This is a genomic window from Kitasatospora griseola (genome assembly GCF_014648555.1).
Taxonomy (GTDB): Bacteria; Actinomycetota; Actinomycetes; order Streptomycetales; family Streptomycetaceae; genus Kitasatospora; species Kitasatospora griseola.
Genome location: NZ_BMRI01000034.1, coordinates 1 through 23,608, shown reverse-complemented (window position 1 = coordinate 23,608; position 23,608 = coordinate 1). Strand labels below are relative to the sequence as shown.

Below are 23,608 nucleotides of genomic sequence, written 5' to 3'. Positions count from 1 at the left end.
CGGCGGTGGCGTCCAAGTATCTGACCAACGCCGTGCGTTCGGGACACGAGCGACTTCCGCAGGTGGCGATCCTGCGAGCTGCCGGCTCGATCGAGGACGGATCGGCCCGGTGGAGCACCGGGCCGCTGAAGGAGATCCTCGACGAGGCGATGTCCCGGTTCGCCGACGCCCGGACCGAAGCCGATGCCTGGTTGGCGCCGCGTCTGCACGCGACCCTCCGGATGACCCGGGCCGAGGCCGCCAGACCGGAACTGTGGAACTTCCTCGCGCTCGCGGTCGCCCCGGACTACGTCCTGTGGCGTCACCTCGCCACAGGGGAGGCCAAGGATGGCACGGCGAAGAAGGTCAACACACCGCGCTTCGCCGGTCCGCAGGACAGTCAGGCCTTCGCCCGGCTCTGGTGGGCCGCCGAGATGTTCCGGGACGGGCCCGACTACCGGCCTGTCGAGGTGGCATGCGGAAACCAGGACATGCTCAACACTGTGCTGCGTCTCGACACGATCGACCACAAGCCGACCGCCCTGGCCATGGTGAGGGTCCTGGAAGGCATGGTCAGGTCCGGCGCGACCCGGCTGGGCGACCGGGTCAACGCCCTGTGCACGGCGGTGAACTCCGCCGGCAGCACGTTGCTGTACGACGTCCTCGCCCCGGACGAGCTGCCGGACCAGGAAGCACTGTTCGCGTGGATCGACGACGCGGAGGGCGCGCCTCCGGTGCCCTGGGACCGGTTGCCGGACGGGCCGGAGGACGGCACCGCACGGCGTGCCTCGGTGGATCGGCTCACCCTGATGTTCCAGGAGCTCGCCGACGGGGCACCGCTGCGCGATCGCAGCCGCAAGCGCGCGGCGGATTCCGCCTGACCTCGCCGCGGAGACCCGATCGGTCGGGTCTCCGCGGCTCAGCTTTCGGCGTCCTCGGTCCTGGCCGGCTCGGAAGGCTGCCAGTTCTCCAGCCATTTCAGGGCCGCTGCGACCTCTTCGGTCCCGAGTTCCAACGCCGCCGCGAGTACATGCACCCCGAGCCGGGGCGGGATCGCGTTGCCGATCTGCTGTGCCACCGCTCGGCCGGACCATCGGTAGGCGGCGGGAAAGGTCTGCAGCCGGCCGGCTTCCTCCTCGCCGATCCGTGCGTCCTTCTTCGGGTCCGGCTCCTGGCCGGCAGGCACCACGCGGTTGCGCGAGACCTTGCCGGTGACGGTGAACGCGGGTTCGTCCGAGGTGCGTTGGCCGCGGGCCTTGGGATCGCCGCCCGTGCCGTAGTTGGAGACGATCCTGAACTTGTCCTTCCGGCCGAGCGCCTCGCCCATCGTCACCCAGGGAAGGAGCTTGCCGTTCGCAACCGGCCGCTCACCCTTGTGGAAACGCTGGTGGGTCGGGACGGGCATCTCGACCTGCGGATGCAGGGCGGTGTTCGCTGTCGTGAGCCGGGCGATGAGGATTGCGCGACGGCGGGTCTGCGGCACACCGAACTCCTCGGTGTGCAGTACCTCGCACTCCGCCGAGTAGCCACGCTCCCCGAGGATGCGCCGGTACTCCTGCCACACCGGCAGGACAGCCGGGACCTGTTCCAGCACGATCACCTCGTACGGGCGGCCGACCTTCAGGGCCTCCAGGATCCAGCGCAGCGGTTCGAGTACCAGGCCGGTGCGAGGGTCCTTGTGCGAGTCGAGCTCCGCTCGAATGTCCTCGCCGTTGGCCATCCGGCGGCCGTAGGCGATCACCTGGTCCAGAGCGCGGCGCCCGGCACCGCTGCCCGCGACGGTGAACGTCTGGCACGGTGGTCCGCCGGCCAGGATCCTGGCGTTCGGGAAATCGCCGGGGCCGAACTTCCGGACGTCGCCCTTCCTGGTTTCCAGAGCGTTGGCCAGCCGGGTGCGGCATGCATCGTCGTCCCACTCGATGCCGGTCACTGTGAGGCCAAGTGCCTGCGCGGCCATGTCGAGCCCGCCCGGTCCTGCGAACAGGTCGACAATCTCGGAGCGATCCTGGTCCGGGTCCATCTCGGCCACCGGGTCGTCGGCTGCCCCGGGAACGAAGGTGTCGAGGGGGGCTTCGGCGACGGAGTGCATGGGGGAGATCCTAACTGCCCAGCGAAGTCGCGATGGCGCGGCCCACGGCTGTGGCCAGCGGAGGCGGCATTGCGTGCCCGACCTGTCGATAGGCGGCTGTCTTCCGACCGTGGATGACCCAGTCCTCCGGGATTCCTTGAATCGTCGCTGCCTGGCGAACGTTGAGTCTGGGGACCCCGTCGAGTGGGAAGTCGGCGGCAGGATAGTCGTCGGCGATGCCCCTGCCGTCGATCCCGAGGGCCGCCCAGGCGCGCTTGCTGCCTGTCGGGCCGAGGTCCGGCCCACCGTGGCGGTCGGATCCGCCGACCAGCGCGGGTGCCGGGCGGTCGGCCTGTTCGGCCCACCGTCGCGCACCGGGCCATCCGTGGGTCGCCATCGAATCGCCGAGGGCCTCGCCGACAGTGACGGCGGAGCCGGTTCCCGGCTCGGGCCAGACGAAGTCGCCGCGACAGCTGTCGGCCAGGGCGACCAGGAAGCCGCTCCGACGGTTCTGTGGAACGCCGTAGTCCGCCGCGTTCAGGACCTGCCAGTGGGGCCGGTAGCCGGCGTGTGCCAACTCGTCCTCGATCCACGACCGGTCGTCGGTGAACTCGTCCTTTTCGACCAGGTCGGGCAGGTTCTCCAGCAGCAGTGCCTGTGGCCGGACGGCAGTCAGCAGCAGGACGGCGGCCTTCAGCAACCTGCGCTCGGTCTCGTCCTCGGCCCGGCGGACCGCTGCCATCGACTTGATCCGAGGCAGGCCGCCGGTGAGCAGATCCACGTCGTAGACCATTGGATGATCGACCGGATCGAAATCGATCACATTCTCGCAGCGCACCTGCCAGTCCGGCCGATTACGGCGGATCGTCTCGCACGCATGCGCCTTGTTGTCGATCAACATCACCGGGTCGAAGCCGGCGCGTTCCAGCCCGAGGGCCTGTGCGCCCGCGCCGGAACAGATCTCCAGGGATGTGAAGCGCCGGGGACTCAAATTTCCACCTCCGTGGCCTGGCTCGGACACTGTTGCCTCGTGCGCGTTCGCAACCGTTCGCCGCCAGACTAGATCGTTCCGGTGGAGAAGGGGTCACGTTTGCGTCGGGGACCGATGCCGAAGACTCCGGCGGGCGACGACCAGGTCGTGGACGGTGCGAGCCACCTCTTCGGGGGGTTCGTGTTCCCAGAAGCGGAGGACGGTCCAGCCCTCGGCGGTGAGGTGGGCGGTGGTTTCGTGGTCGCGGGAGATGTTGCGGTCGAGCTTGGTGCGCCACCACTCGGCGTTGGCCTTGGGGCTGGTGGCGTGCTCGGGGCAGCCGTGCCAGAAGCAGCCGTCCAGGAAGACCGCGACGCGGGGGCCGAGGAAGAGGATGTCCACGGTGCGGCGCGGCAGGCCGGGGACCTTGGCGTTGACCCGGTAGCGCAGGCCCGAGGCGTACAGCAGACGCCGGACCGCGAGTTCCTGGGCGGTGTCCCGGGAGGACTGGCGGCTCATCCGGGCGGCGACGGACGGCGAGGACGCGGTGGGCGGCATGTCGCCAGTATCCGCCGGCCTGCCGACAGACCGGAGGTGGATGGGTCAGGCGGCGTTGATCGGGTGGACGGTGGTGCCTGCGGTTCCGGTGGTGTGGGCGGTGACCAGGCGGCGGAGGGCGTGGTCGGTGGCGGTGTCGGCCGGGGTGACGGTGAAGAGCAGGTGGTCGGTGGTGGGGCCGGTGGAGAGGATGTCGTAGTGCAGTCGGAGCTCGCCGGCCTCGGGGTGGCGGACGCGTTTGCTGCCGGTGGAGCGTTCGAGGACGGTGTGGTCGGTCCACCAGGTGTCGAACTCGCTGCTGTGGGAGCGCAGTTCGGCGACCAGTGCGGCCATTCGGGGGTCGCCCGGGTGGCGGGCGTGGCCGGCCCGGAGGTGGCCGACGGTCTCCCGGGCGATCCGCTGCCAGTCGAGCTGGCCGGCGCGTGCGGCCGGGTCGAGGAAGAGTGTCCGCGCGGTGTTGTCGGCCCGGCCGGTGCCGAATCCGGCCCCGAACAGGGCTCGGGCCGCCGCATTGTGGGCCAGCACGGCGAGCCGGTGATCGGTGAGGTAGGCGGGGAACAGCGGTATGCCGTCCAGGAGTTGGCGGAGCGAGGCGCGGACCTGCCGGTCCGGTCCGGCGGCGGGAGCCGCGTGGCGGCTCTCGCGGCGGGCGAGCAGGCGCAGGTGCCGGGCCTCGTCCGGGGCCAGGCGCAGGGCGTCGGCGAGCGCGTCCAGGACGGCCGTGCCCGGGGTGCCGACCCGCCCCTGTTCCAGTCGGACGTACCACTCGACGCTGACGGCGGCCAGCTGGGCGACTTCCTGGCGGCGCAGCCCCGGGGTGCGACGGCGCGGCCCACGCGGCAGGCCGACGTCCTCGGGCTGCAGACGGGCGCGCTTGGCCCGCAGGAACGCGGCCAGTTCGGCCTGCTGGGGCGCGGGTCGGGGCGTGGTGGTCATGGTGTCGATGATGCGTACGGGCGGCCCGGGGCGTCCAGCGCCGATCCTGGTACGCCGGATGCCACCATGCGGCGTGGCTCCCCAAGTGCCGCGGCACGGAAGAGGGTTGGAGCACCGCAACCGACCTGGGGGGAGATGCCTCGTGCCACGCCTGTCCCGCACCACCGCTCTTCTGCTGAGCTCCGCCGCCGCCCTGACGCTGCTCGGCGCCGCCGATTCGAGTGCCCAAGTCCGCGGAGACTTCCGTGACTTCGGCCGGGTCTCGGTGCGTTCGGGGATTCCCGTCGACGCCGCGCGGTTCACCGTCAGCAGTCCCGACCTGGTGAACGGAACGTTCCCGCGCGCCAATTGGGCAAACTCCTTCGGTTGCGACGGCGGCAACCGTCCGCTGCGACTGGAGTGGCGCGGTGCTCCCGCCGGAACGCGCAGTTTCGCCGTCACCATGTTCGACCAGGACGCTCCGACCGGTTCCGGCTTCTGGCACTGGCTGAGCTGGGACCTGCCCGCCACCGCGACCGCACTGGGCAACGCCCTGCCGCCCGGTGCGGTGTCCGGAACCGAAGATGCCGGTCTGCCGGGCTACTTGGGCCCCTGCCCGCCGGTCGGCGACCGCCCGCACCGCTACCGGATCACCGTCTACGCGCTGGACACGCCCAGCCTGGCGCTGCCGGCCGCGACGTCGCCGGCCGTCGCCGCGTTCACCCTGGGCGGGCACGTGCTGGCGTACGGGCAGACCACGGGAGTGGCGGCGCGGTAGTCGCCGCGTACAACGAGCCCGACCTGCAGGCGGGTTGTCCGTCTGCAGGCCGGGCTCCAGGTGAACTGACTTCAGGCGAAGGTCAGTTCATCGAGACCAGATGCAGGCCGCCGTCCGACTCCAGGACGGTGCCGGTGAGGTTGCGGTTGGTCGCGGCCAGGGCCACCACCTCCGCGACGTCCTCCGCCTCGGCGACCCGGCGGACCGGCAACTGGGCTGCGGCGTGAGCGAAGTAGGCCTCGCGAGCCTCCCGTGGCATGCCGTTCCACCAGGGGGTGGCGACCAGGCCAGGGGAGACCGCATTGACCCGGCGCGGGGCGAGCTCGACCGCGAGCGGCCGGATCATCGACTCCAACGCCCCGTTCACCGCTGCCAGTCCGGCGGTGCCCGGCAGGGCCGTCCGGGCCGAGATCGCGGTGACCAGGGTGATCGACCCGTCCTCGGTCAGATGCGGCAGTGCGGCCTGGACGGTCGTCAACTGCCCCCAGAACTTGGCCTCGAACGCGCTGCGCAGCGCGGCCAGGTCCAACTCCGCGAACGGGCCCGCCCCCTCGGCGCCGCTGAGGGCGACCACCAGCCAGTCCAACGATCCGACGGTGCGCAGGACTTCGGCGATCTGCTCGCGGTCGCCGCCGTCCGCCCGGTGCCCGACCAGCTCCGGGTCGCTGACCGCGAGCGCCTCCAGGCGCTCCTTGCTGCGGCCCACCACGTGCACCGTCGCGCCCTGCGCGTGCAGCCGGCGCGCGGTGGCCAGCCCGATGCCCGAGGTGCCGCCGACCACCAGTGCAGTGCGCTCACTCATCCGTGCCATCTCCCCTGTGCCGATCGACGGGAGCGGGCCGATCCCGGCCGCTCCTGGCGAGCCGCCGGTCGCTGGTCCGCTATTTCGAACCGTGACGTCTCGTCTCGAATTACGGTAGCGTGCTGCCTGTGATCGAGCAAGCGAAATCCGCCCCCGGCGGGGCGACTGATGATTCGTCAACTTCCGTGTCGGGCAGCGGTGTACGGCCCGGACGCCGTCGCAGCGAGGAGAGCCGGCAGGCCATCCTGGGCGCCGCGTTCGACCTGCTGGGCGAGGTCGGCTACGCCCGCCTCACCGTCGAGGGCATCGCCGCCCGCGCCGGGACCGGCAAGCAGACCGTCTACCGCTGGTGGCCCGGCAAGGCGGACGTCCTGCTCGAAGCCGTCACCGCGTACGCCCGCGAGCACATCCCGCTGCCCGAGACCGCCGACCGCGCCGCCGACCTGCGCACCTTCCTCACCGCCACGTTCGCCGCCGCCACCCCGCGCACCACCGACGCGCTGCGGGCGCTGATGGCCGAGGCGCAGATCGACCCCGCCTTCGGCGAACGCTTCCGTGAAACCCTGCTGCACCCGCGCCGCGAAGCCCTCGGCGCCGTCGTCGACCGCGCCCGCGAGGCCGGCCTGCTCGCCCCCCACCTCACCACCGACACCGCCGTCGACCTCGCCTTCGGCGCCCTCTGGTACCGCCTGCTCGCCACCGGCCGGCCCCTGGACGACGAACTCGCCGAGCTCCTGACCCGGACGCTGCTGCGCTGACCAGGGCGGGCGTTGGTGCGGTCCCGCGCTCGGGGTGGCTCCGGGCGACCCCGGACGCAGGGCCGTCGAACTGCTGGCCGAGCATGGCAGGGTGCCCACCGACTCGCCCTCCCGCCCGCCGATACCCGCCGCCACGCCCGCGTCCCGGCTGCGCCGCCTCACCCGCGGCGCGTTCGCCGACCTGACACCACTGCGCCACAGCCCCGACTACCGTCGCCTGTGGTTCGGGCAGTCGGTCTCCGCCATCGGCCAGCAGATGACCGCCGTCTCCGTCCAGGTCTACGACCTCACCCACTCCACCTTCGCCACCGGCCTGGTCGGACTCTGCTCACTGCTCCCGCTGATCGCCTTCGGCCTGTACGGCGGCGCCATCGCCGACCGGGTCGACCGCCGCCGCCTCGGCCTGATCGGCTCCGGCGGACTCGCCGTCGTCTCCGCGCTGCTCGCCGTCCAGGCCCTGTTCCACCTCGGCGCCGTCGCCCTGCTCTACGCGGCCGTCGCCCTCCAGGCCGGCTTCTTCGCCGTCAGCTCGCCTGCCCGGTCCTCGATGATCCCGCGACTCGTCCCGCGCGAGCAGCTGACCGCCGCCAACGCCCTCAACACCATCGGCATGAACCTCGGCCAGACCGTCGGCCCCATGCTCGGCGGCGTCGCCATCGCCGCGTACGGGGCCCAGGCCGCGTACCTGGTCGACACCGTCGCCTTCACCGCCACCCTCTATGCGATGTGGCGGCTGCCCGCGATGCGACCGCAGACCGCGAACGGCAAACGCGCCACCGTCCTCGACGGCCTGCGCTTCCTGCGCGACCAGCCCAACCTGCGGACCTCCTTCCTCGCCGACCTCGCCGCGATGATCTTCGGCCTCCCGCGCGCCCTCTTCCCCGCCATCGCCGTCGCCTTCTACGGCGGCGGGCCCGGCACCGTCGGCCTGCTGGTCGCCGCCCCCGCCGTCGGCGCCCTGGCCGGCGGGCTCTTCTCCGGCTGGATCGGCCGCATCCACCGCCACGGCGTCGCCGTCCTCGCCTCCGTCGCCGCATGGGGCCTGGCCATCGCCGCGTTCGGACTCGTCCGCAACCTGCCGCTCGGCCTGCTGCTGCTCGCGGCGGCCGGCTGCGCCGACACCGTCTCGATGATCTTCCGCAACACGATGATGCAGGTCGCCGCACCCGACGACATGCGCGGCCGCCTCCAAGGCATCTTCATCGTCGTGGTGGCCGGCGGCCCCCGCCTCGGCGACTTCGAATCCGGCACCGTCGCCACCCTCACCACCCCCACCCTCTCCATCCTCACCGGCGGCCTCGCCTGCATCGCCGCCGTCCTCCTCCTCGCCGCCCGCCGCCCCGCCTTCCTCCACTACGACGCCCGCCACCCCACCCCCTGACCCACGCCCCGCCGCACCCCCGATACCTGGCAGCGAGCACCCCCCGACGTGCTGTATTGTTTTCCACGTCGCCGGGGAACGCCGGAGACAAGGTCAGAAAGCCAAGCGGCCCACCAGGGCAACTCGGCAGCCGACCACGGGACGTGGCGCAGCTTGGTAGCGCACTTGACTGGGGGTCAAGGGGTCGCAGGTTCAAATCCTGTCGTCCCGACGTGAGTCGGAAAGGCCGCTGGCCGGGAGAAATCCCAGGTCGGCGGCCTTTTGCGTGACGGGCCGTCAGGGGCCACGGGAATTGGTTCGCATACTGTTTGGGACCACTTTGGGACCAGGGCCCCGGGGGTGGGGGTCAGCCCCCTTGACTGGGTCCGATTTGCCCGTTTTGCATGTCACTCTCAGTAACCGATGCGAGATCGTAACAATTGATTTCCGGCCATGTTTTTGGCGGAAATCCCGCTTGCGTGGCGGAAGTTGGCCACAGCTGACGGCCCCTCAGGTGGCGGCATGGTGTCAAAGAAGAGACCTTCCGGCTGGGGCTGTCGATCGCCAGGTGATTCCGGAGCCGGAAAGGTGGCTCTGCGTGACGGCGCGTCGGTGCGACCGCCTCTCGCACGGCCCGCGCTCCGCGCTGGCCCCCTGGGCGGGAGCGCACTTGACCCGGGCCCGAGTGGCCTTCCGTCCGGTTACGTGCCGGTGAGGCCCAGCCGGTCCAAGGCGGGATCGCCGGGGAACGCGATCGACTCGATGCGCGCCGGCGGAATCGGGGACGTGTAGTGGACGGTGGCGTCGACGGTTTCGCCCAGCGCCTTGCCGAGGAGCACGTGCGCCAGCGACGGTGCGGTGCCGACCGCCTTCGGTCAGGTCCAGGAGGGCGGTGACGACGGCCGGGCGGCCGAGCGACCGCAGCGGGCCCGTCATCTCCGGGTCGTCCTCCCTGGGCTGGTAGACCGCCTCCCCGCCCCAGAATGCCCGCAGGCGCCAGCCGAGGGCCTGGTTGGGGGGAGTGCGTCGCCGGACAGGGTCAGGAACACGAAGCCTTTCCGTCCGCCGGCCTTGCGGGTGATGAGGTTCGCTTCCTTCAACGCCGTGTACTGCGTGGTGGTGAGGTGGCCGAGGCCGGCGGCGCGGGCGAGGCGCTCGGCCACGCCCTGGCCATCGGCGAGAAGTAGTCCGTGCTCCCGGATGCTGTCCGCCTCGTGGTCCAGCAGGCGAGTGCAGTGCTGTGTCCGGACCAAGTACCGGGCGAGCAGCGGGGCCATCGCGTCCAAGTCGGCGTAGTCGCCGATGCCGGTGTCGGCCTTGTCGCCGGCGGTGAGCCTGTCGACCAGGTCGTGAAGGGTGCGGGAGGGGGTGCCGCTCGCGGCAAGGCCCAGGGCGAGAAGCCGCTGGACCTCCGTCCTCGGAAGCCAGTGCGTCCCATCGGACTCGCGAACCGGCACCGCGACGTGAACGGGTTCACCTACCCGGGCTTGCCGCTGGGCGCGGCCACTACGTACGGAGATTCCCCGCTGCCTGCGGCGGCACGTCGATGAACACGACGCCATGCCCGGGGCTGTCGTGCTCGATCCACTCGATCGAGACGTTGCGCGGCGCGGGAGTGATCCGCTCCCGCAGGAGCTTGCGCATCTGGTCCAGGTCCACAGACGACCGGTCGAACGGCAGCAGCCGGTCGAGGATCTCCTGCCCGTTCTCCAGCCGGGTGCCGATGCCCAGGACGATGACGCCGCCTTCGGTGGAGTTGGCGAAGGAGGCGACGTCCTTGCCCAACTCCTCCACCGCCGAGGGGTTCTTCAAATCGTACGAGGCGCCCTTGGCGTCCAGCTAACGGCATTCCAGGAGGCCAAACAGGGTCGAAGGATCGTTGGCGTATAGGGCGGTTCGGGCCTGTTCAAGTCCGGTCTCTGGCACCGAACCAGTATCCCGTGCGCGCCAGCGAGGTCTGCCGAAGTCCGATACGGCGCCCGCCGGGTTCGCGGCATCCGATGCCGTGCGAGCACGGCAGATCCGGGAACGTCGCACATATCAGGATTCGGGCCGGAGCGTGGGAGCGAAGCGGTTCCACAGCCAGCGAAGGCTGCGATGTTGCCGCACCGGGACGGTGCTGAGCAACGCGCCGCCCGTGGTGAGGAGGTCACCTGGCTTTTGGCTGCGATGGTGCCGCACCGGGACGGTGTGGAGCGACCGGCTACGGCCTGGACCTGCCCCCGGGCGCAGTACCTCGTGCTGTGATGGTGCCGCACCGAGATGGTGCGGAGCGGCATGGGCGTACTCTGACCTGGGGTCCACCGATAGCGGCTGCGATGGTGCCGCACCGGGACGGTGCGGAGCGACGGCGCGGCCGTCGTCCTGGTGATGCACAATCTGGAGCTGTGATGGTGCTGCACCGAGATGGTGCGGAGCGACCTCGCGTCGATGGCCTCGCTGGACCTCGGCCCGATGCTGCGATGGTGCCGCACCGGGATGGGTGCGAAGCGACCTACAGGTCGAAGTCGGTATGCCGGGCCGTACCAGCTGCGATGGTGCTGTACCGGGATGGGTGCGGAGCGACACGCGGGTACGCGCGGGTGGCGTTCGCGGACGTGCTGCTGCGATGGTGCCGCATCGGGCCGGTGCGGAGCGATCGGCCACCATGCGTTTTGAACCGGCAAGGAACAGTCGCTGCGATGGTGCCGCACCGGTGAGGTATGGAAGACATCCTTGCCGCCGGAGAACGCGACGTAGAGGACCGGGCTGCGATGGTGCTTCGTGAGGTTCGGAGGAACTGGGCAGTCAGATCGCGGTCCTGGAAACCAAGGAACAGCCGCGATGGTGCCGCACCCGTGAGCTGCGGAGGCGCATTCGGTGGGTTGGTCGGAGTAGGGATCAGCCATCAAGCTGCGACGGTGCCGCACCGAGATGGTGCGGAGCGACGAGGGCCACACCGTAGTGCTCGGCACGCTGAAGTGCGTCCTGCGATGGTGCCGCGCTGGGGTGGCACGGAGCGACGACGTTCGCGGGTATGTGGCCGTCGGCCAGCAGCGGGCTGCGATTGCGCCGCACCAGGACGGTGTGAAGCGACCCGGTGCCGGGCCGAAGTACTGCTCGCGCGAGGACCAGCTGCGATGGTGCCGCACTGGGACGGTGCGGAGCGACAAGCACCTCTGGCGGGCGGCGGCCGGATGTCTCCAGCTGCGATGGTGCCGCACGGGGCGGTGCGGAGCGCCCCGCCGCCTGGTCCGAGAGGTGACGTTGACCTTGGAGCTGCGATGGTGCCGCACCGGGACGGTGCGGAGCGACAGAGCGCCGGCGTTCTCCGCCTTCTTGGACAAGGTGCTGCCATGGTGCCGCACCGGGATGGTGCGGAGCGACGCGGCACCGTCTGTTGACCGAATGACGACCGCGCTGGCTGCGATGGTGCCGCACCGAGACAGTGCGGAGCGACACGGCCTACAAGAGCGCCGTGGTCACCTGGCAGGAGGAGCTGCGATGGTGCCGCACCGGGACAGTGCGGAGCAACTTGGCCCTGCCGAACGTGCGGCAGTTGGCCATGTGGCTGCGATGGTGCCGCACCGGGACGATGCGGAGCGACCGGTGATCTCGCCGGACGGGAGATGGCTGAAGCGGGCGCTGCGATGGTGCCGCACCGGAACAGTGCGGAGCGACGCGGGAGTAGTTGTTCATCGTGCCGATGGTGTCGGCGCTGCGATGGTGCCGCACCGCGACAGTGCGGAGCGACCTGTCGCCGGCCGCGACGAACGTCGGCAACCTCGCGGGGCTGCGATGGTGCCGCACCGGGACAGTGCGGAGCGACCTGTCGCCGGCCGCGACGAACGTCGGCAACCTCGCGGGGCTGCGATGGTGCCGCACCGGGACAGTGCGGAGCGACGCCGCCGTACAGCGAGCAGAGGTCGTCGACCTCCAAGCTGCGATGGTGCCGCACCGGGACAGTGCGGAGCGACGCCCAGCTCGCGGTGTACGCGGCGACGCCGATCAGCGCGCTGCGATGGTGCCGCACCGAGACAGTGCGGAGCGACCCGGGTCGGTGGTGACCACCACACGGCCGGTGCCCAGGCTGCGATGGTGCCGCACTGGGACAGTGCGGAGCGACGGGATTCTGTCCGCAGGTGTGATCCCGTTCCGCAAGCTGCGATGGTGCCGCACCGGGACAGTGCGGACCGACGAGCCGTTCGACCTCCCATAGATCGCCGTTCTTCACGCTGCGATGGTGCCGCACCGGGACGGTGCGGGAGCGACCGCTTGTGAAGGCCGATAACGGCGATAGCGGGAAAGCTGCGATGGTGCCGCACCGAGGTGGTGCGGAGCGACTCTCCGTCAACGACGAAGTCGTGCTCTACGCGAAGCTGCGATGGTGCCGCACCGGGGTGGTGCGGAGCGACACGGTCCGGGTCTCCGGATCGAGGACCAGGTAGTGGCTGCGATGGTGCCGCGCCGGGACGGCGCGGAGCGACCAGGTGGGCGAGCGGTTCGCCGCGATGGACGCGGGAGTGCTGCGATGGTGCCGCACCGGGATGATGCGGAGCGATCCGGATCGAGTTGTGGAAGTTGCTCAGCTGGGCTTCGGGGCCGCGATGGTGCCGCATCAGGACGGTGCGGAGCGACGAAGGCCCTGAGGCTGGCGCGGTTCATGGTTGGCCGGCTGCGATGGTGCCGCACCATGAAGGTGCAAAGCGACACGAAGTCTGCCTTGGCGACAACGTCGTGGTGCTCGGGGCTGCGATGGTGCCGCACCGGGACGGTGCGGAGCGACACGGACCTGAAGGGCCGTGCCCAACACCGTCAGGTGGCTGCAATAGTGCCGCACCGGGATGGTGCAGAGCGACTCCTCGACGGTGATGGCGTCGCGACGCCGTTCGAGGCTGCGATGGTGCCGCAACGAGATGGAGCGGAGCAACCGTCCGGCGGGCCCGTTCTCCGGAGGCCATCTGCCGGCTGCGATGGTGCCGCACCGGGATGGTGCGGAGCGACGTCCGACCACGCGGTCGGGGTGAGCGCCCGCAGGCGGCTGCGATGGTGCCGCACCGGAATGGTGCGGAGCGACGGCCATCGCGGCGTCGATCGCCGGCCAGCACCGCGTGCTGCGATGGTGCCGCACCGGTGAGGTGTTGAGGTGCTGTCTGACGAGGAAAGGCACATGTGACGGTTCGTCGAGCTGCGATGGAGCCGCACAGGTGAGGCGCGGCGGCGGCCGGTACCACATGTCGGATGAGGCGTGGGCTGACATGCTGCGATAGTGCTGCACCGTACCGGAGTGGTACGGAGCGATGCGGAGCATGGTGGGTTGGCACAGCTGGACGTAGTCGCTGCGATGGTGCCGCACCAGGACGGTGCGGAGCGACTCGTGTTGGTGACGTTCAGCGGCAAGGGGGGTGTGGGGCTGCGATGGTGCCGCACCGGGACGGTGCGGAGCGACTCCGGCTCTAGCAGATCCCCCAGTTCGTCGCCGAGCAGCTGCGATGGCGCCGCACCAGGCTAGTACGGAGCGAGCGACCGACCCGTCCGTGCCGGTCACCTGGTAGAGGGCGAGCTGCGATGGTGCCGCACCAGGATGGTGCGGAGCGACTACGGGTTGCCAGCGGCGATCGCATTGAGCTCGGTGCTGCGATGGTGCCGCACCGGGACGGTGCGGAGCGACCCAGGCGGTTCGTGGTGGGGGCCGACTCCGTAGAAGCTGCGATGGTGCCGCACCGGGACGGTGCGGAGCGACCGCCCCGACGACGGGGAGGAGCCCCAGGCCCAGCCGGCCGCGATGGTGCCGCACCAGGAAGGTGCGGAGCGACCCGGGCGGTCCGCGCTTGCGGACCGGATCGCCGGTGCTGCGATGGTGCCGCACCGGGATGGTAGGGAGCGATCAGGAGCTCGGGGATCAGGTCGGCCAGCTCGATCGGGCTGATGGTGCGGAGCGGCGAGGACGACCGCGGAGCGCTCAGAGCTTCGCCCAGTTGCTGCGATGGTGCCGCACCGAGACGGTGCGGAGCGACGTGCTTGCGCATCTCACGTTCGAGCGGCTCCGACTTGCTGCGATGGTGCCGCACCGGAACGGTGCGGAGCGACGAGGAGGCGCTCGTCCGGCCACCCGTTGTACATGCAGCTGCGATGGTGCCGCACCGGGACAGTGCGGAGCGACCAGCCACGACGCCTCCGTGTGGCCGTCCGGGACGGGGCTGCGATGGTGCCGCACCGGGACAGTGCGGAGCGACGAGGACGTCCTCGGCGAGTCGCTGTGGTCCAAGCAGCTGCGATGGTGCCGCACCGGGACAGTGCGGAGCGACCATCGGCGCCGACACCGAATGGATCCGCGACGCCGCGCTGCGATGGTGCCGCACCGGGATGGTGCGGAGCGACCATCGGCGCCGACACCGAATGGATCCGCGACGCCGCGCTGCGATGGTGCCGCACCGGGATGGTGCGGAGCGACTGGACGAGCCGTCGGCCGAGGTGTTCCCCTCGATGGTGCTGCGATGGTGCCGCACCGGGATGGTGCGGAGCGACTGGACGAGCCGTCGGCCGAGGTGTTCCCCTCGATGGTGCTGCGATGGTGCCGCACCGGGATGGTGCGGAGCGACACGAGTTGGTGGTACTCGACGGCACCTCGGTCGCACCGCTGCGATGGTGCCGCACCGGGATGGTGCGGAGCGACGGTGTCTGAGCTGCAGGCTTGATGGTCCGACGAGTCGGCTGCGGTGCCTGCCTGGGTGTCTTTTTGGGCAATTCGGACTTGTTGCTTCGATGCGGTGGGGTGTTTTCGTGTCTGCTTGTGGTTCCGAAGTCGTGTCCGGCCGGGATGCCGTTCTCTGTGTTGGCGCTGTGGAGTTGTCAAGGACCGTGTGGTGGGCGGTTGGTGGTGGGGTTCAGGGCCAGAGGTGGCGGCTTGCGGCGAGGGGGCCGTTGGACTGTTTGAGGCCGGTTCGGGATGCGGTGTAGAGGGAGGTGACGCCGAGGTCGGTGAGCATCGCGGTGTTGTGGTTCGTGCCGGGTTCGGTGGCGCGGACGGCGGGGTGTTCGAGTAGGACGGTGACGGCGGTGGAGGTGAGGGGTGGTGTCCAGGCGGGCCATCGTAGGGCGCCGCGGCGGTTGGTGGTGTCCCAGCTGGTGGCGGTCTGGGTGTTGCCGGTGGCGGTGAGGCGGAAAGTGCCGAGGGCGTGGAGGGCGAGCCAGGTCGGGCCCGGAGCTCCCCGCTGGTAGGGCTTGCCTTCGGAGTTGGTGTGGGCGTCGCCGAGGGAGCGGTGGTCGAAGTTGGCGGAGGCGTAGTCGGGGACGCGGCGCCAGCCGTCGAGGGCCGAGCGGATCTGCCGAGGGTCGTTGTGGCAGCCGAGGACGGCTTTCTGCATCAGGCCCGTGATGGTCATCTGGCCGGCGGCGGCGATCAGCGGTGTGACGGGCGTGCGTCGAACCGTGGTGGGCGTCGCCCCTTCGACAGGTTCCGGGTCGTTCTTGCCGGTCTTGGGTTTGTAGTCCTCAAAGCACATGACGTTAGTCAAGGCGGCGAACCAGCGGGCCTGGCGGTCGCCCGTCTCGCGTTCGGCCTGGGCGAGTCCGCGCAGTGTGTGGTGTGCGGTGTCGACTCGAAGGCGCAGGGCTTCGTTGGGGGCGGTGGTGTCTTCGCGGGTGCGGGTGAGGAGTCCGGGGACATGCGGGAAGGAGTCCCAGCCTTCGTCCTTCGTGCCGGCCGTGTCGGTGTCCTCGTCGTCTTGGTCCTCGGTGTCGGCCGTATCAGGCTGCCCGGCCGTGGGGGCGCGCTTGGGCGGGAGGTGGGCCGTGAGGAGGTCGGTGAGGGTGTCGAGGGTGAGGGGTTGGTCGGTGGTGAGGACGGCGGGGCCGGCGGGGCCGTTCCAGTGGAGGCGGGGTTTGGCGGTGAGGGTGGCGGTGGTGAGTTCGAGGATGCCGAGGGCGGCGAGGAAGCCGAGCGGGTCGTCGGCGTGCAGGGCGGGGAGTTCGAGTTGGTGCACGGTCAGTTGCCTTCTTCGGAGCAGGCGATGTCGGCGAGGCGGACGACGGATTCCAGGAGGGCCAGGCCCCAGAAGCCGTAGCGGTGGTTGAGCGTGTCGAAGCGGTCGGGGCCGTTCCAGTCGGTGCCGATCGTCGTGCTGGAGACGGTGACGGTGGTGTCGTCGGGCATGGTGCACTCGACGAGGACGGGCTCGGGGTCGGCGACCGCGGGCAGCATCGGGCGGGCGTAGCCGTGGTGGGCGGCGACGAGGTGGATGACGAGGTCGTGGTCGAGCCCTTGGGCGGCGGCGGGGCCGGTGGAGAGCCAGGTCTGGACGGTGGCGGCGCTGAGGGCTTCGTGGCGCAGGTCCTTGGACCAGTTGGCCAGTCGGGCGGCGCGTCGCCGGGTAGCGCGGTCGGCGGGGTCCATGCCGGACTTGGCGAGGGCGTCGGGCAGGGATTCGGCGAGCAGGCGGTCACCGGAGCAGAGCATGCACTGGAATCGCGGGTGGTGTTTCCCGCAGTCGTGGGCCTGGGCGGCCAGCTCGACGGCGTCGACCAGGTCGTCGGGCAGTCCGACGGCCCGGGCGAAGGCGCGGGCGCGTTCGCCGACCTTCTGGTGGTGGTGTTGGAGGGTGACGGTGCGGGTGAGGCTGCTGCTGTCCGGGTCCTCGTCGTCCACGGAAATCCGGTAGCGGCCGGCGTCGGCGCGCCGCGGCGGGAGGAGGACGATCCGCCCCTGACCATCGCGGTCGACCAGCACCGCCCCGGCCGCAGCCGACCGTCCGGTGCGCCACTCGGCGACCTCCAACAGGCTCTCCAGGCGCCGGCGCAGCGCCGGGGTGTGCCGGGCGGGGCCGTCGGGTGCGGTGTCGGTGGGCAAGGCGGTGAGCAGGCTGGTGATCGCGGCGCGGATGGCGTCGGTCGTGCTCACGGCGCCCGGGTCGTCGGGATCGGTGGTCAGGTCGGTGATGGCCTGTTTGACGATCGGGGCGAACTGCTCGGGGGCGGTACCGGTGGTGCTGGCCAGGACTGCCGGGTCCAGGCGTAGCGGGGTGCGGGTGTGATCGGTGGGGTGGTCGCCGAGGTCGGGGACGGGGGTGTCGGGGTCGGCGGTCCAGCCGTAGGCGTCGTGGCCGCCGGCGGTGGTGGGCAGGACGAGGGTGGTGCCGGGTTTCAGGTCGTCGGCCGTGCGCGGGGTGGTCCAGGTGCCGTCGGCTTCGCGTTGGAGGACGGTGGTGCGCAGGCGGGTGGGTGGGTTGCGGGGTTCGGGTGTGGTGTCGGCGTCGGGGCCTTCGAGGTCGCTGGTGTCGGGGGTGCGGCGGGGTTCGGTGAGGAAGCGGCGCACCGCGGCGAGGGGCATGGAGAGGGTTTCGGCGGTGTGGACGGGGGTGGTGGACAGGTGTTCGGCGAGGGCGTCGGGGTCGGTGGTGTCGGTGGTGAGGTCGGCGCGCCACAGGAGTTGGACTTCGGGCTGGCCGGTGTCGAGGCCGTGGAGGAAGGGGGCGGGGGATTCGTCGGGGACGGGGATGGGGCTGGTGCGGGCGAAGGCGTCCACGCGCACCTGGTGGACAGGGGGGATGTGTTCGCCGGCGCGGGTGAGCGGTGCGGTGTCGGTGCCGTCGAGGAGGCCGGGCAAGGTGGCGGGGTTGAGGACCAGGCCGTCGAGGAGGTGGGGGGTCAGTTCGGCGGGGTCCTGGGTGTCGAGGGTGGGGGTGTGGTGGGTGAGCCACTGCCAGGTACGGGCGGCGGCCGGGCCGTAGACGGGGATGCGGTCGGCGTCCTCGGAGTTGTGGGTGCGTACGAGGATCGCGGGCACGGGGCCGAGTTCGCCGCGGCGGTCGAGGCGCCCGAGGCGCTGCAGGGCGGAGGCCCAGTCGCCGCATTCGCTGACCATCGCTCCGAAGGTGCAGTCGATCCCCACTTCGAGGGTCTGGGTGCTGATCACGACGAGGGGGCGTTCGCGGTCGGGGTCGATGCCGGTCAGGAGTTCGGCCAGCGGGCCGGTGACGAGCAGGTCGCGCTCCGCTGGCCGGCAGCGCCCGGTCAGCAGCAGCACGTCCACGTCGGTGCGCCGAGAGAGTGCTTCGTGGGCGGCGCGAGCGTGGGTGATGGTGTTGGCGATCACCGCGACCGCGGGCAGCTTAAGGAGGGGAAGGACGGCGTCCAAGCCGGTGCCGGTGGCGAGGGCGAACGCCTCGGCGGGCTTCTTCGCCCAGCCGCTGGCGTCCAGCAGCGTTACGTGGCGCTCGGCGGCGATCCGCCGCCCGGCGATCGGATGGGCGCGGTCGGCGTCGCCGATGCCCAGGCGGGGCCGCCCTCCGGTGGCGCTGGTCGCCGACAGGCTCACCACCCGAAGCGCCCGTAGCGCCAACTCCGCTCGTGCCGCTGTCCGCTGGTAGAGAGCGGTGTCGGCGGCGGTCGCCAGCAGGGCCTTCGACAGGTGGGCCTCGTCCAGGGCGAGCAGGGCGTCGTACCCGGTCAGGGCGGCGTCGATCGGAGCGCGCTGCGGTGAGGTGTGGTAGCCGCGGAACAGCAGGCGGCTGCCGTACTGGTCTACGGTCGACGTCACCACCAGCGGCTGGGCCGGGCTGCGTACCCAGTTCGACTCCCACCTGGTGCCGCCGCGCATCCGCACCACCTCCAGAGGCGCTGTTCCTCCGCCGAGGTCGCGCAGCGATGCGGCGACCTTCGCCCGCACGGAACCGGCCGGTGCCCCGGCGAGGGCCGCGGCCAGCTCGAGGGAGTGCTGGTGGGCCTGGTCGACCACCAGGCGCCGGTCGACGCAGAAGAACAGCCGCAGCGGCACCGTCCGGTGCTTCCGGCCCACCCCGCGGGCGTGTTCCCAAGCGAGGAGGAAGAGCCAGATGTCGATGAACGTCGTCTTGCCCAGCGCGGTGGGCACGTCGAGGTCGGGCCACCTCGCGCCGTCGGCCACGGCGTCCAAGTAGGCGCTTTGCCAAGGGAACGGCGCCCAGCCCTCGCACCCGTCGCACACCACAGTCGCGGCCCCGTCCGGGCAGTGGGTGTGGTGGTGGACTTCCCGGAAAAAGGTCGGGAACTCAGCCGCCTCGATCCTCGGCAACCGCTCGGTGCCCGTCATCGGTCGTCCTCCTGGAAGTCGGGCTCCGGACGGCACAGGCCCAGGCCGAAGTTCTTCTTACTGCCCAGCACCACCGGTCCCGTCACCGGAGCAGGGAAGGTCAGGCGTACGTGGCAGCTCGGCAACGGCCGCTCTCCGTCCTTGCGGCGCACCGGGAAGCCGTCCACCCTCGGGGCTCCGGGCATGAGCGCGCCGCGCAGGCTCACCTGTACCTGCGCGGGTTCGGGGAGCCCTGCTGCGACGCAGCTGGCGGTGACCGAGTGGGCCCACGAGGCTTCGTCGTACTTCTTGGGGAAGCGGTCGAGGACCATCGGCAGCACTGTGGTCCACACGGTCGAGGGTCTCTGCCACGTCCCCGGTTGGAGGGTCTGCGGCCACGAGTCCTGGTCGGCGGGGCTGACCCGTACCAGGTCCAGCGGCTGCCCGTCCGCCTGCCGGATCCAGCGCAGGCCCCCGTCGTGGCGGAGGAGGGCTGCGAGCAGTGCCTTGCGGTCCTGCCTGGGCATCTCGCGGGGCAGGGCGATGCCCAGGCCGCGAAGCATCCCGTCGGCGTGATGGTGGCCGATGAACGGCAGCGCGAGGTAGGCCACCGGGCGTGGGTCGTCCGGGCTGTTCTTGTGGCCGTGGACGGTGGTCATCGCCTCGACGTCGTGGCCCATCGCTTCCAGGGTGCCCAGCACCGTGCTTCGCAGCCGGCCGGTCAGCTCCAGCGTCCACCGCGGATCCAGCGCCACGCCCGGGGCGAAGGAGAACGTCAGCAGGTCACCGAACGGGCCATCCGCTGCTGGCGTTCCGGGCCGGTCGTCGTGGTCGGGGTCGAGGTAGTGGTGGGTGACCGACTGGCTCCAGGCCGGCCGCTGTTCCTCGAACGCCTCCTCCAGCCAGGCCAAGTAGCCGCGGTAGGGGACGCGGATCGGCCGCGAGCCCTTCGGGTACTCGCCGGCGGGAGCTGGCAGCCAGCGCAGCCGCCGCCCATCGCCGTTGCCGGGCTCGTCGGGCCCGCACCAGGCCTCCAGCAGCCCCGCCCCGGTCGAACGCCCGAAGTACGGCACCCGGCGGACCAGTTCCTTCAACACCGGGGCGAGATCCTCCCCCGGCTCCGCGGCCCAACTGAACACCATCCGCGAACCCGACAGCGTCTTCTGCGCCCACCTCCGGGGGACACCGCCCGCGGTGCGCCCGGGCAGCAAGGTGTGGGTCGCCTTCGCCGGGTTCACGATGTTGGTCACCACCCATGCCGCGCGCGGGTGTTCCGCCTCCAAGTGCTTGGCCGGCACCGTGACCACCGGCGGCTCCTGGGCCTCCAGCCACGTCAACGCGATCCGGTGCGCGGCATTGTCGAGGTCGGCGTGCGCGACGAGCGCGCAGAACAGGCGGGCCGGGTGGGGCGGCCACTCGGCCTTCTCACCGTCCATCGCGGTCGCCTGGTAGAGCGGTTCAAGCAGCTCCACCGAGATGTGGAAAGGCATGACGCTCTACTCGCCTTCCGCCTCGCCGATGCCCTCCAGGCGGAAGGAGCGCTCGATCGCCTGCTGCACCTGCGCGTTCGGTCGCAGCCGCACCGGCTCCTTCGACCACATAAGGCCCGCCTCCTCGGCCCGCGAGCGCGCGAACTCGAACAGCTCCAGAGCCTGCCCTGCCGTCTCCAGCTCCAGCGGCTCCGTCACCGCCACGCCCTCACGCCCGCGCCCGACCCACTCGATGCGCTCCGACACCAGCAGCAGGTCGCAGCCCGACCGCAGCCGTACCGCCGGCGCCGCGAACGCCAGCCGATCCCCCAGCAGCGCGAGCGCCGCCAACAGCGCCCTTGCTGCCCGCACGTACTCCTTCGATGCGTCGCCGAAGCGCAGCGCCCTCAGGCCCGCCAAGGCCAGTGACGCGTTCCGCTCGATCGCCTGCACCGTCACCCCGCCCATCCCGGCGACCGGCGGAATCATGCCGTGCCCGACCGCCGACGCCTTGAGCGTCTTCCCCTTGCCGCTCTTCTTGCCCGCGCCGTCGACCGGCCGCCAGCCGTCGGCGGTCAACTCCACGTTGTCGCCGGGGAAGTTCCACACATCCAGGCGCCCCGCCGCGCGCTTTCCGGACAATGGACGCAGGCCCACCATCTCCGAGGTGTAGGCGCGCGGTACCTTCAACTGCACGCGGCGCTTGCGGTGCGAATCCCACAGCCCGTACACCAGGTCCGAGGGCGCCGACTCCAGGAAGGCGCGCACGTCACCGGTTCCCGTGTCGCGCAGCGCTCGCCCCGCAACCGTGTCGTCGAACTTCGCTCCGGACTCGTCCAGCGCGTCACGGAAGTAGGCGTCACGGGAACGGTGCGGGGCGTCCAGGTTCGTCATCCGCAGTTCCCGGCCCTCCGCGCTCACGTGCAGCGCCAGATGCGGCAGCAGCACATCGCCCTGGTCGACCGCTTCCAACAGAGCAGTCTCGCACCGGTTCGCCTGCGACTGCCGCTGGTCCAGCAGCACCACCTCCGCGGACTCCTGCCCGACCCACCGGTCCTCGAACAACTGGCCCGGCCCGTCGACCTCCCGCTCCTTGCCCGTCGCCAGATCTCGGACGGTCCGGGTGACCTTCACGGTCGGCGGCGACACCGGCGTTCCCACGCCCGCCACAGGCTCGTACCGGGCCGTCACCCGGATCGCACCGTCCACCGCAAGGCCGCTCGCTGCCTCGGCCAGCCGCTCGTACAACGCCTCCATGGAACCCTCCTTGTGCAGGAATCTCTCGGACAGTTCGCATCGAAGCAGCCCCCGCCGACAGCCCCCACCCATTTGGGTGATGACCCGTCAGAACACTTTCTAGAGGTAGCAGTTGCCCTAAGATGGTCCGCTCTTCCAGTCGGGGCTCGCTGGCGGCCCGTTGGTTCTCCGATTCGGTCCCGTGCAGGTCCGTGCCCGCCGTAAGCGATGGGGGCGGGATAAGCGAACTGCACCCCCGCGCCTGACTCCGAGAACTCGCCCGGCTCGCTTTGTAGCGTTTTTGCATGCCACGCTCCGCGCCGACGGGCGCCTACCGCGAACTCATGGTCCTGACGGCCGCTGACGGGAACCCCGTCAGCCACGCCCAGCTCGAACGCTGGCGGCGCGAGAACCTGCTGCCCGCCCCCGACAGGGAGTACCTGGGACGAGCCGGCACTCGCACCTCCTACCCGCAGGAGGTGAAAGACCTCGCCCGCGCGCTGGCACGTCGGCACCGGCCCGGTCGCCGGCTGGACGACACCGTCCTGCTCGCCTTCTTCTGCGACAACGCCCGAATCCCGGAGGTCCCACTGAAGTTGGCGCTCATCAGGACGTACTTCCCCGACCGGGAGCGCCACCGCGACGCGACGGCCAAGATCATGGACGCCGTCCCCGGAGACCCCGGCTCCGAACGGGACATCCACTACGACTGGGCCGAAGCCGAAGCCTTCCTCGACGTCAGGGAGGGCGGGATGGCCATCCGGAAGATGCGCGCGAACCTGCGGCGACGGCCCGATCTCGCCCACGCCTCGAGGGAAGAGATCGACGGCCGCCTGCTCGGCGTGCTGACCCACCTCAACTCGCCGCACCTGCCCGAGGACGACCTCGATCTCATGCGCGACCTGGAGGCCGCGATCGACCTGGACTCCGATGAATCCAGCGTCGCCCGCCTCGCCGTCTGGGAGTACGCCGCCGCGGCCCACGCGTGCCAGATGGCCCGTTTCGGAGAGACGAACACCGAGGAGCGCTTCGACACGCTCTGCCACACCCCGCTGGAGGAACTCCACAGTCTGCGCGACGAAGTGGTTGCCGCCCAGCAGGAGACCTGGCGGCGCGCCACCGGCGGGCGCCGAGGCACCCCGGCTCCCGACACCGTGTCGATGAGCAGGAGCGCCGCCTGCGCGCTCGCCGAATGGACCACGGCCCGAAAAGCCCACCCCGAAGGCTCCTCGTACGCCGACGTCCACTTCACCGACAGCCTCCTCGACCTGGCCCGCGCTACCGCCCTTGCGTGGCTGCTGAACCACGCCGGCCGCGAATGGGCCGCGACGCCGTCCGTCGACAAGGCGGGCGAAGGGCGTGGGGCGTTCATCGCCCGCACGACCGGAGCCACCGGTCGGCGGCGCCGTATCCGCTGACCCCTGCCAGAGCGATGACGGGCTCCGCGGAGTACCCGCGATCCACAGGCGCGGGAGGGTCGTTCTCCATCTTCGCGGTCGCGTTGGCTGACGGGAGCGGCCGCTGGCGCGACGAGAAGGTCGCCGTCGAGCAGTTGGCCGCGGCAAGCTCTCGGCGGGCAGCTTGTCCAGACCGGAGGCGAGGCTCCGCGCGACTAGTACTCCAGTGCGACTTCGTGATCTAGGTAGCTAGTCGCTCTTCGCCCTGCGGGACGCCGACAGCCACGCCGAG

General features: G+C 71.0%; 18 protein-coding genes and 1 tRNA gene. 6 read left to right on the top strand and 13 right to left on the bottom strand.

Annotated features, from left to right (window positions below):
* Positions 1-5 precede the first annotated feature (5 nt).
* Positions 6-860, top strand: a complete 855-nt coding sequence (locus IEZ12_RS30135) for a DUF6339 family protein (RefSeq protein ID WP_505744225.1) — start codon at positions 6-8, stop codon at positions 858-860.
* Positions 861-898: 38 nt separating this feature from the next.
* On the opposite strand, the gene IEZ12_RS30130 is transcribed toward IEZ12_RS30135, so the two are convergent.
* From IEZ12_RS30130 to IEZ12_RS30115, 4 genes are all read right to left on the bottom strand, one after another.
* Positions 899-2,068 carry a DNA cytosine methyltransferase gene (locus IEZ12_RS30130; RefSeq protein WP_229848301.1) on the bottom strand — a complete coding sequence of 390 codons (1,170 nt, stop codon included), beginning with the start codon at positions 2,066-2,068 and terminating at the stop codon, positions 899-901.
* Positions 2,069-2,078: 10 nt separating this feature from the next.
* Positions 2,079-3,038 carry a DNA cytosine methyltransferase gene (locus IEZ12_RS30125; RefSeq protein ID WP_189276487.1) on the bottom strand — a complete coding sequence of 320 codons (960 nt, stop codon included), beginning with the start codon at positions 3,036-3,038 and terminating at the stop codon, positions 2,079-2,081.
* Between the two features lie 93 nt (positions 3,039-3,131).
* Positions 3,132-3,575 (bottom strand): very short patch repair endonuclease, encoded by a 444-nt coding sequence (locus IEZ12_RS30120; protein WP_229848299.1) that lies wholly within the window; start codon positions 3,573-3,575, stop codon positions 3,132-3,134.
* 45 nt (positions 3,576-3,620) lie between these two features.
* Positions 3,621-4,511, bottom strand: a complete 891-nt coding sequence (locus IEZ12_RS30115) for a helix-turn-helix domain-containing protein (RefSeq protein ID WP_189276485.1) — start codon at positions 4,509-4,511, stop codon at positions 3,621-3,623.
* 142 nt (positions 4,512-4,653) lie between these two features.
* Here IEZ12_RS30115 and IEZ12_RS30110 point away from each other — a divergent pair, with 142 nt between their 5' ends.
* Positions 4,654-5,268 carry a YbhB/YbcL family Raf kinase inhibitor-like protein gene (locus IEZ12_RS30110; protein ID WP_229848297.1) on the top strand — a complete coding sequence of 205 codons (615 nt, stop codon included), beginning with the start codon at positions 4,654-4,656 and terminating at the stop codon, positions 5,266-5,268.
* An 82-nt stretch (positions 5,269-5,350) separates the two neighbouring features.
* On the opposite strand, the gene IEZ12_RS30105 is transcribed toward IEZ12_RS30110, so the two are convergent.
* Complete coding sequence (locus IEZ12_RS30105) at positions 5,351-6,070, bottom strand: SDR family oxidoreductase (protein ID WP_189276473.1); 720 nt, start codon at positions 6,068-6,070, stop codon at positions 5,351-5,353.
* 185 nt (positions 6,071-6,255) lie between these two features.
* On the opposite strand from IEZ12_RS30105, the gene IEZ12_RS30100 reads away from it, so the two are divergent.
* The 3 genes from IEZ12_RS30100 (at position 6,256) to IEZ12_RS30090 (ending at position 8,420) form a co-directional block, all read left to right on the top strand.
* Positions 6,256-6,828, top strand: coding sequence for a TetR/AcrR family transcriptional regulator (locus IEZ12_RS30100; protein WP_189276471.1), 573 nt, complete (start codon positions 6,256-6,258; stop codon positions 6,826-6,828).
* Positions 6,829-6,919: 91 nt separating this feature from the next.
* Positions 6,920-8,209, top strand: coding sequence for an MFS transporter (locus tag IEZ12_RS30095; protein ID WP_189276469.1), 1,290 nt, complete (start codon positions 6,920-6,922; stop codon positions 8,207-8,209).
* 137 nt (positions 8,210-8,346) lie between these two features.
* Positions 8,347-8,420: transfer RNA gene (locus IEZ12_RS30090), tRNA-Pro, on the top strand.
* Between the two features lie 469 nt (positions 8,421-8,889).
* Here IEZ12_RS30090 and IEZ12_RS30085 read toward each other — a convergent pair.
* The 8 genes from IEZ12_RS30085 to cas7g form a co-directional block, all read right to left on the bottom strand.
* A complete protein-coding gene (locus IEZ12_RS30085; protein WP_189276467.1) occupies positions 8,890-9,027 on the bottom strand; it encodes a hypothetical protein in 138 nt (45 codons plus the stop codon).
* Between the two features lie 93 nt (positions 9,028-9,120).
* Positions 9,121-9,645 carry a hypothetical protein gene (locus IEZ12_RS30080; RefSeq protein ID WP_189276465.1) on the bottom strand — a complete coding sequence of 175 codons (525 nt, stop codon included), beginning with the start codon at positions 9,643-9,645 and terminating at the stop codon, positions 9,121-9,123.
* A gap of 49 nt (positions 9,646-9,694) precedes the next feature.
* Positions 9,695-10,000, bottom strand: coding sequence for an AlbA family DNA-binding domain-containing protein (locus tag IEZ12_RS30075; RefSeq protein ID WP_189276462.1), 306 nt, complete (start codon positions 9,998-10,000; stop codon positions 9,695-9,697).
* A gap of 2,536 nt (positions 10,001-12,536) precedes the next feature.
* A complete protein-coding gene (locus tag IEZ12_RS30070; RefSeq protein WP_189276460.1) occupies positions 12,537-12,710 on the bottom strand; it encodes a hypothetical protein in 174 nt (57 codons plus the stop codon).
* 2,344 nt (positions 12,711-15,054) lie between these two features.
* The gene (locus tag IEZ12_RS30065) at positions 15,055-16,152 is read right to left on the bottom strand and encodes a type I-G CRISPR-associated protein, Cas3-extension family (RefSeq protein WP_189276458.1); all 1,098 of its coding nucleotides are present in this window, start codon (positions 16,150-16,152) and stop codon (positions 15,055-15,057) included.
* Positions 16,153-16,154: 2 nt separating this feature from the next.
* On the bottom strand, positions 16,155-19,235 hold the full coding sequence (gene cas3g / locus IEZ12_RS30060) for a type I-G CRISPR-associated helicase/endonuclease Cas3g (protein WP_189276456.1): 3,081 nt from the start codon (positions 19,233-19,235) through the stop codon (positions 16,155-16,157).
* On the bottom strand, positions 19,232-20,704 hold the full coding sequence (csb2, locus tag IEZ12_RS30055) for a type I-G CRISPR-associated protein Csb2 (protein ID WP_189276454.1): 1,473 nt from the start codon (positions 20,702-20,704) through the stop codon (positions 19,232-19,234). Before csb2 ends, cas3g begins: the two co-directional genes overlap by 4 nt.
* Positions 20,705-20,710: 6 nt before the next feature.
* Entirely contained in the window at positions 20,711-21,940 is a 1,230-nt protein-coding gene (gene cas7g, locus IEZ12_RS30050) for a type I-G CRISPR-associated RAMP protein Csb1/Cas7g (RefSeq protein ID WP_189276452.1), read from the bottom strand.
* Between the two features lie 284 nt (positions 21,941-22,224).
* Here cas7g and IEZ12_RS30045 point away from each other — a divergent pair, with 284 nt between their 5' ends.
* The gene (locus IEZ12_RS30045; RefSeq protein ID WP_189276451.1) at positions 22,225-23,337 is read left to right on the top strand and encodes a hypothetical protein; all 1,113 of its coding nucleotides are present in this window, start codon (positions 22,225-22,227) and stop codon (positions 23,335-23,337) included.
* Positions 23,338-23,608: the final 271 nt, after the last annotated feature.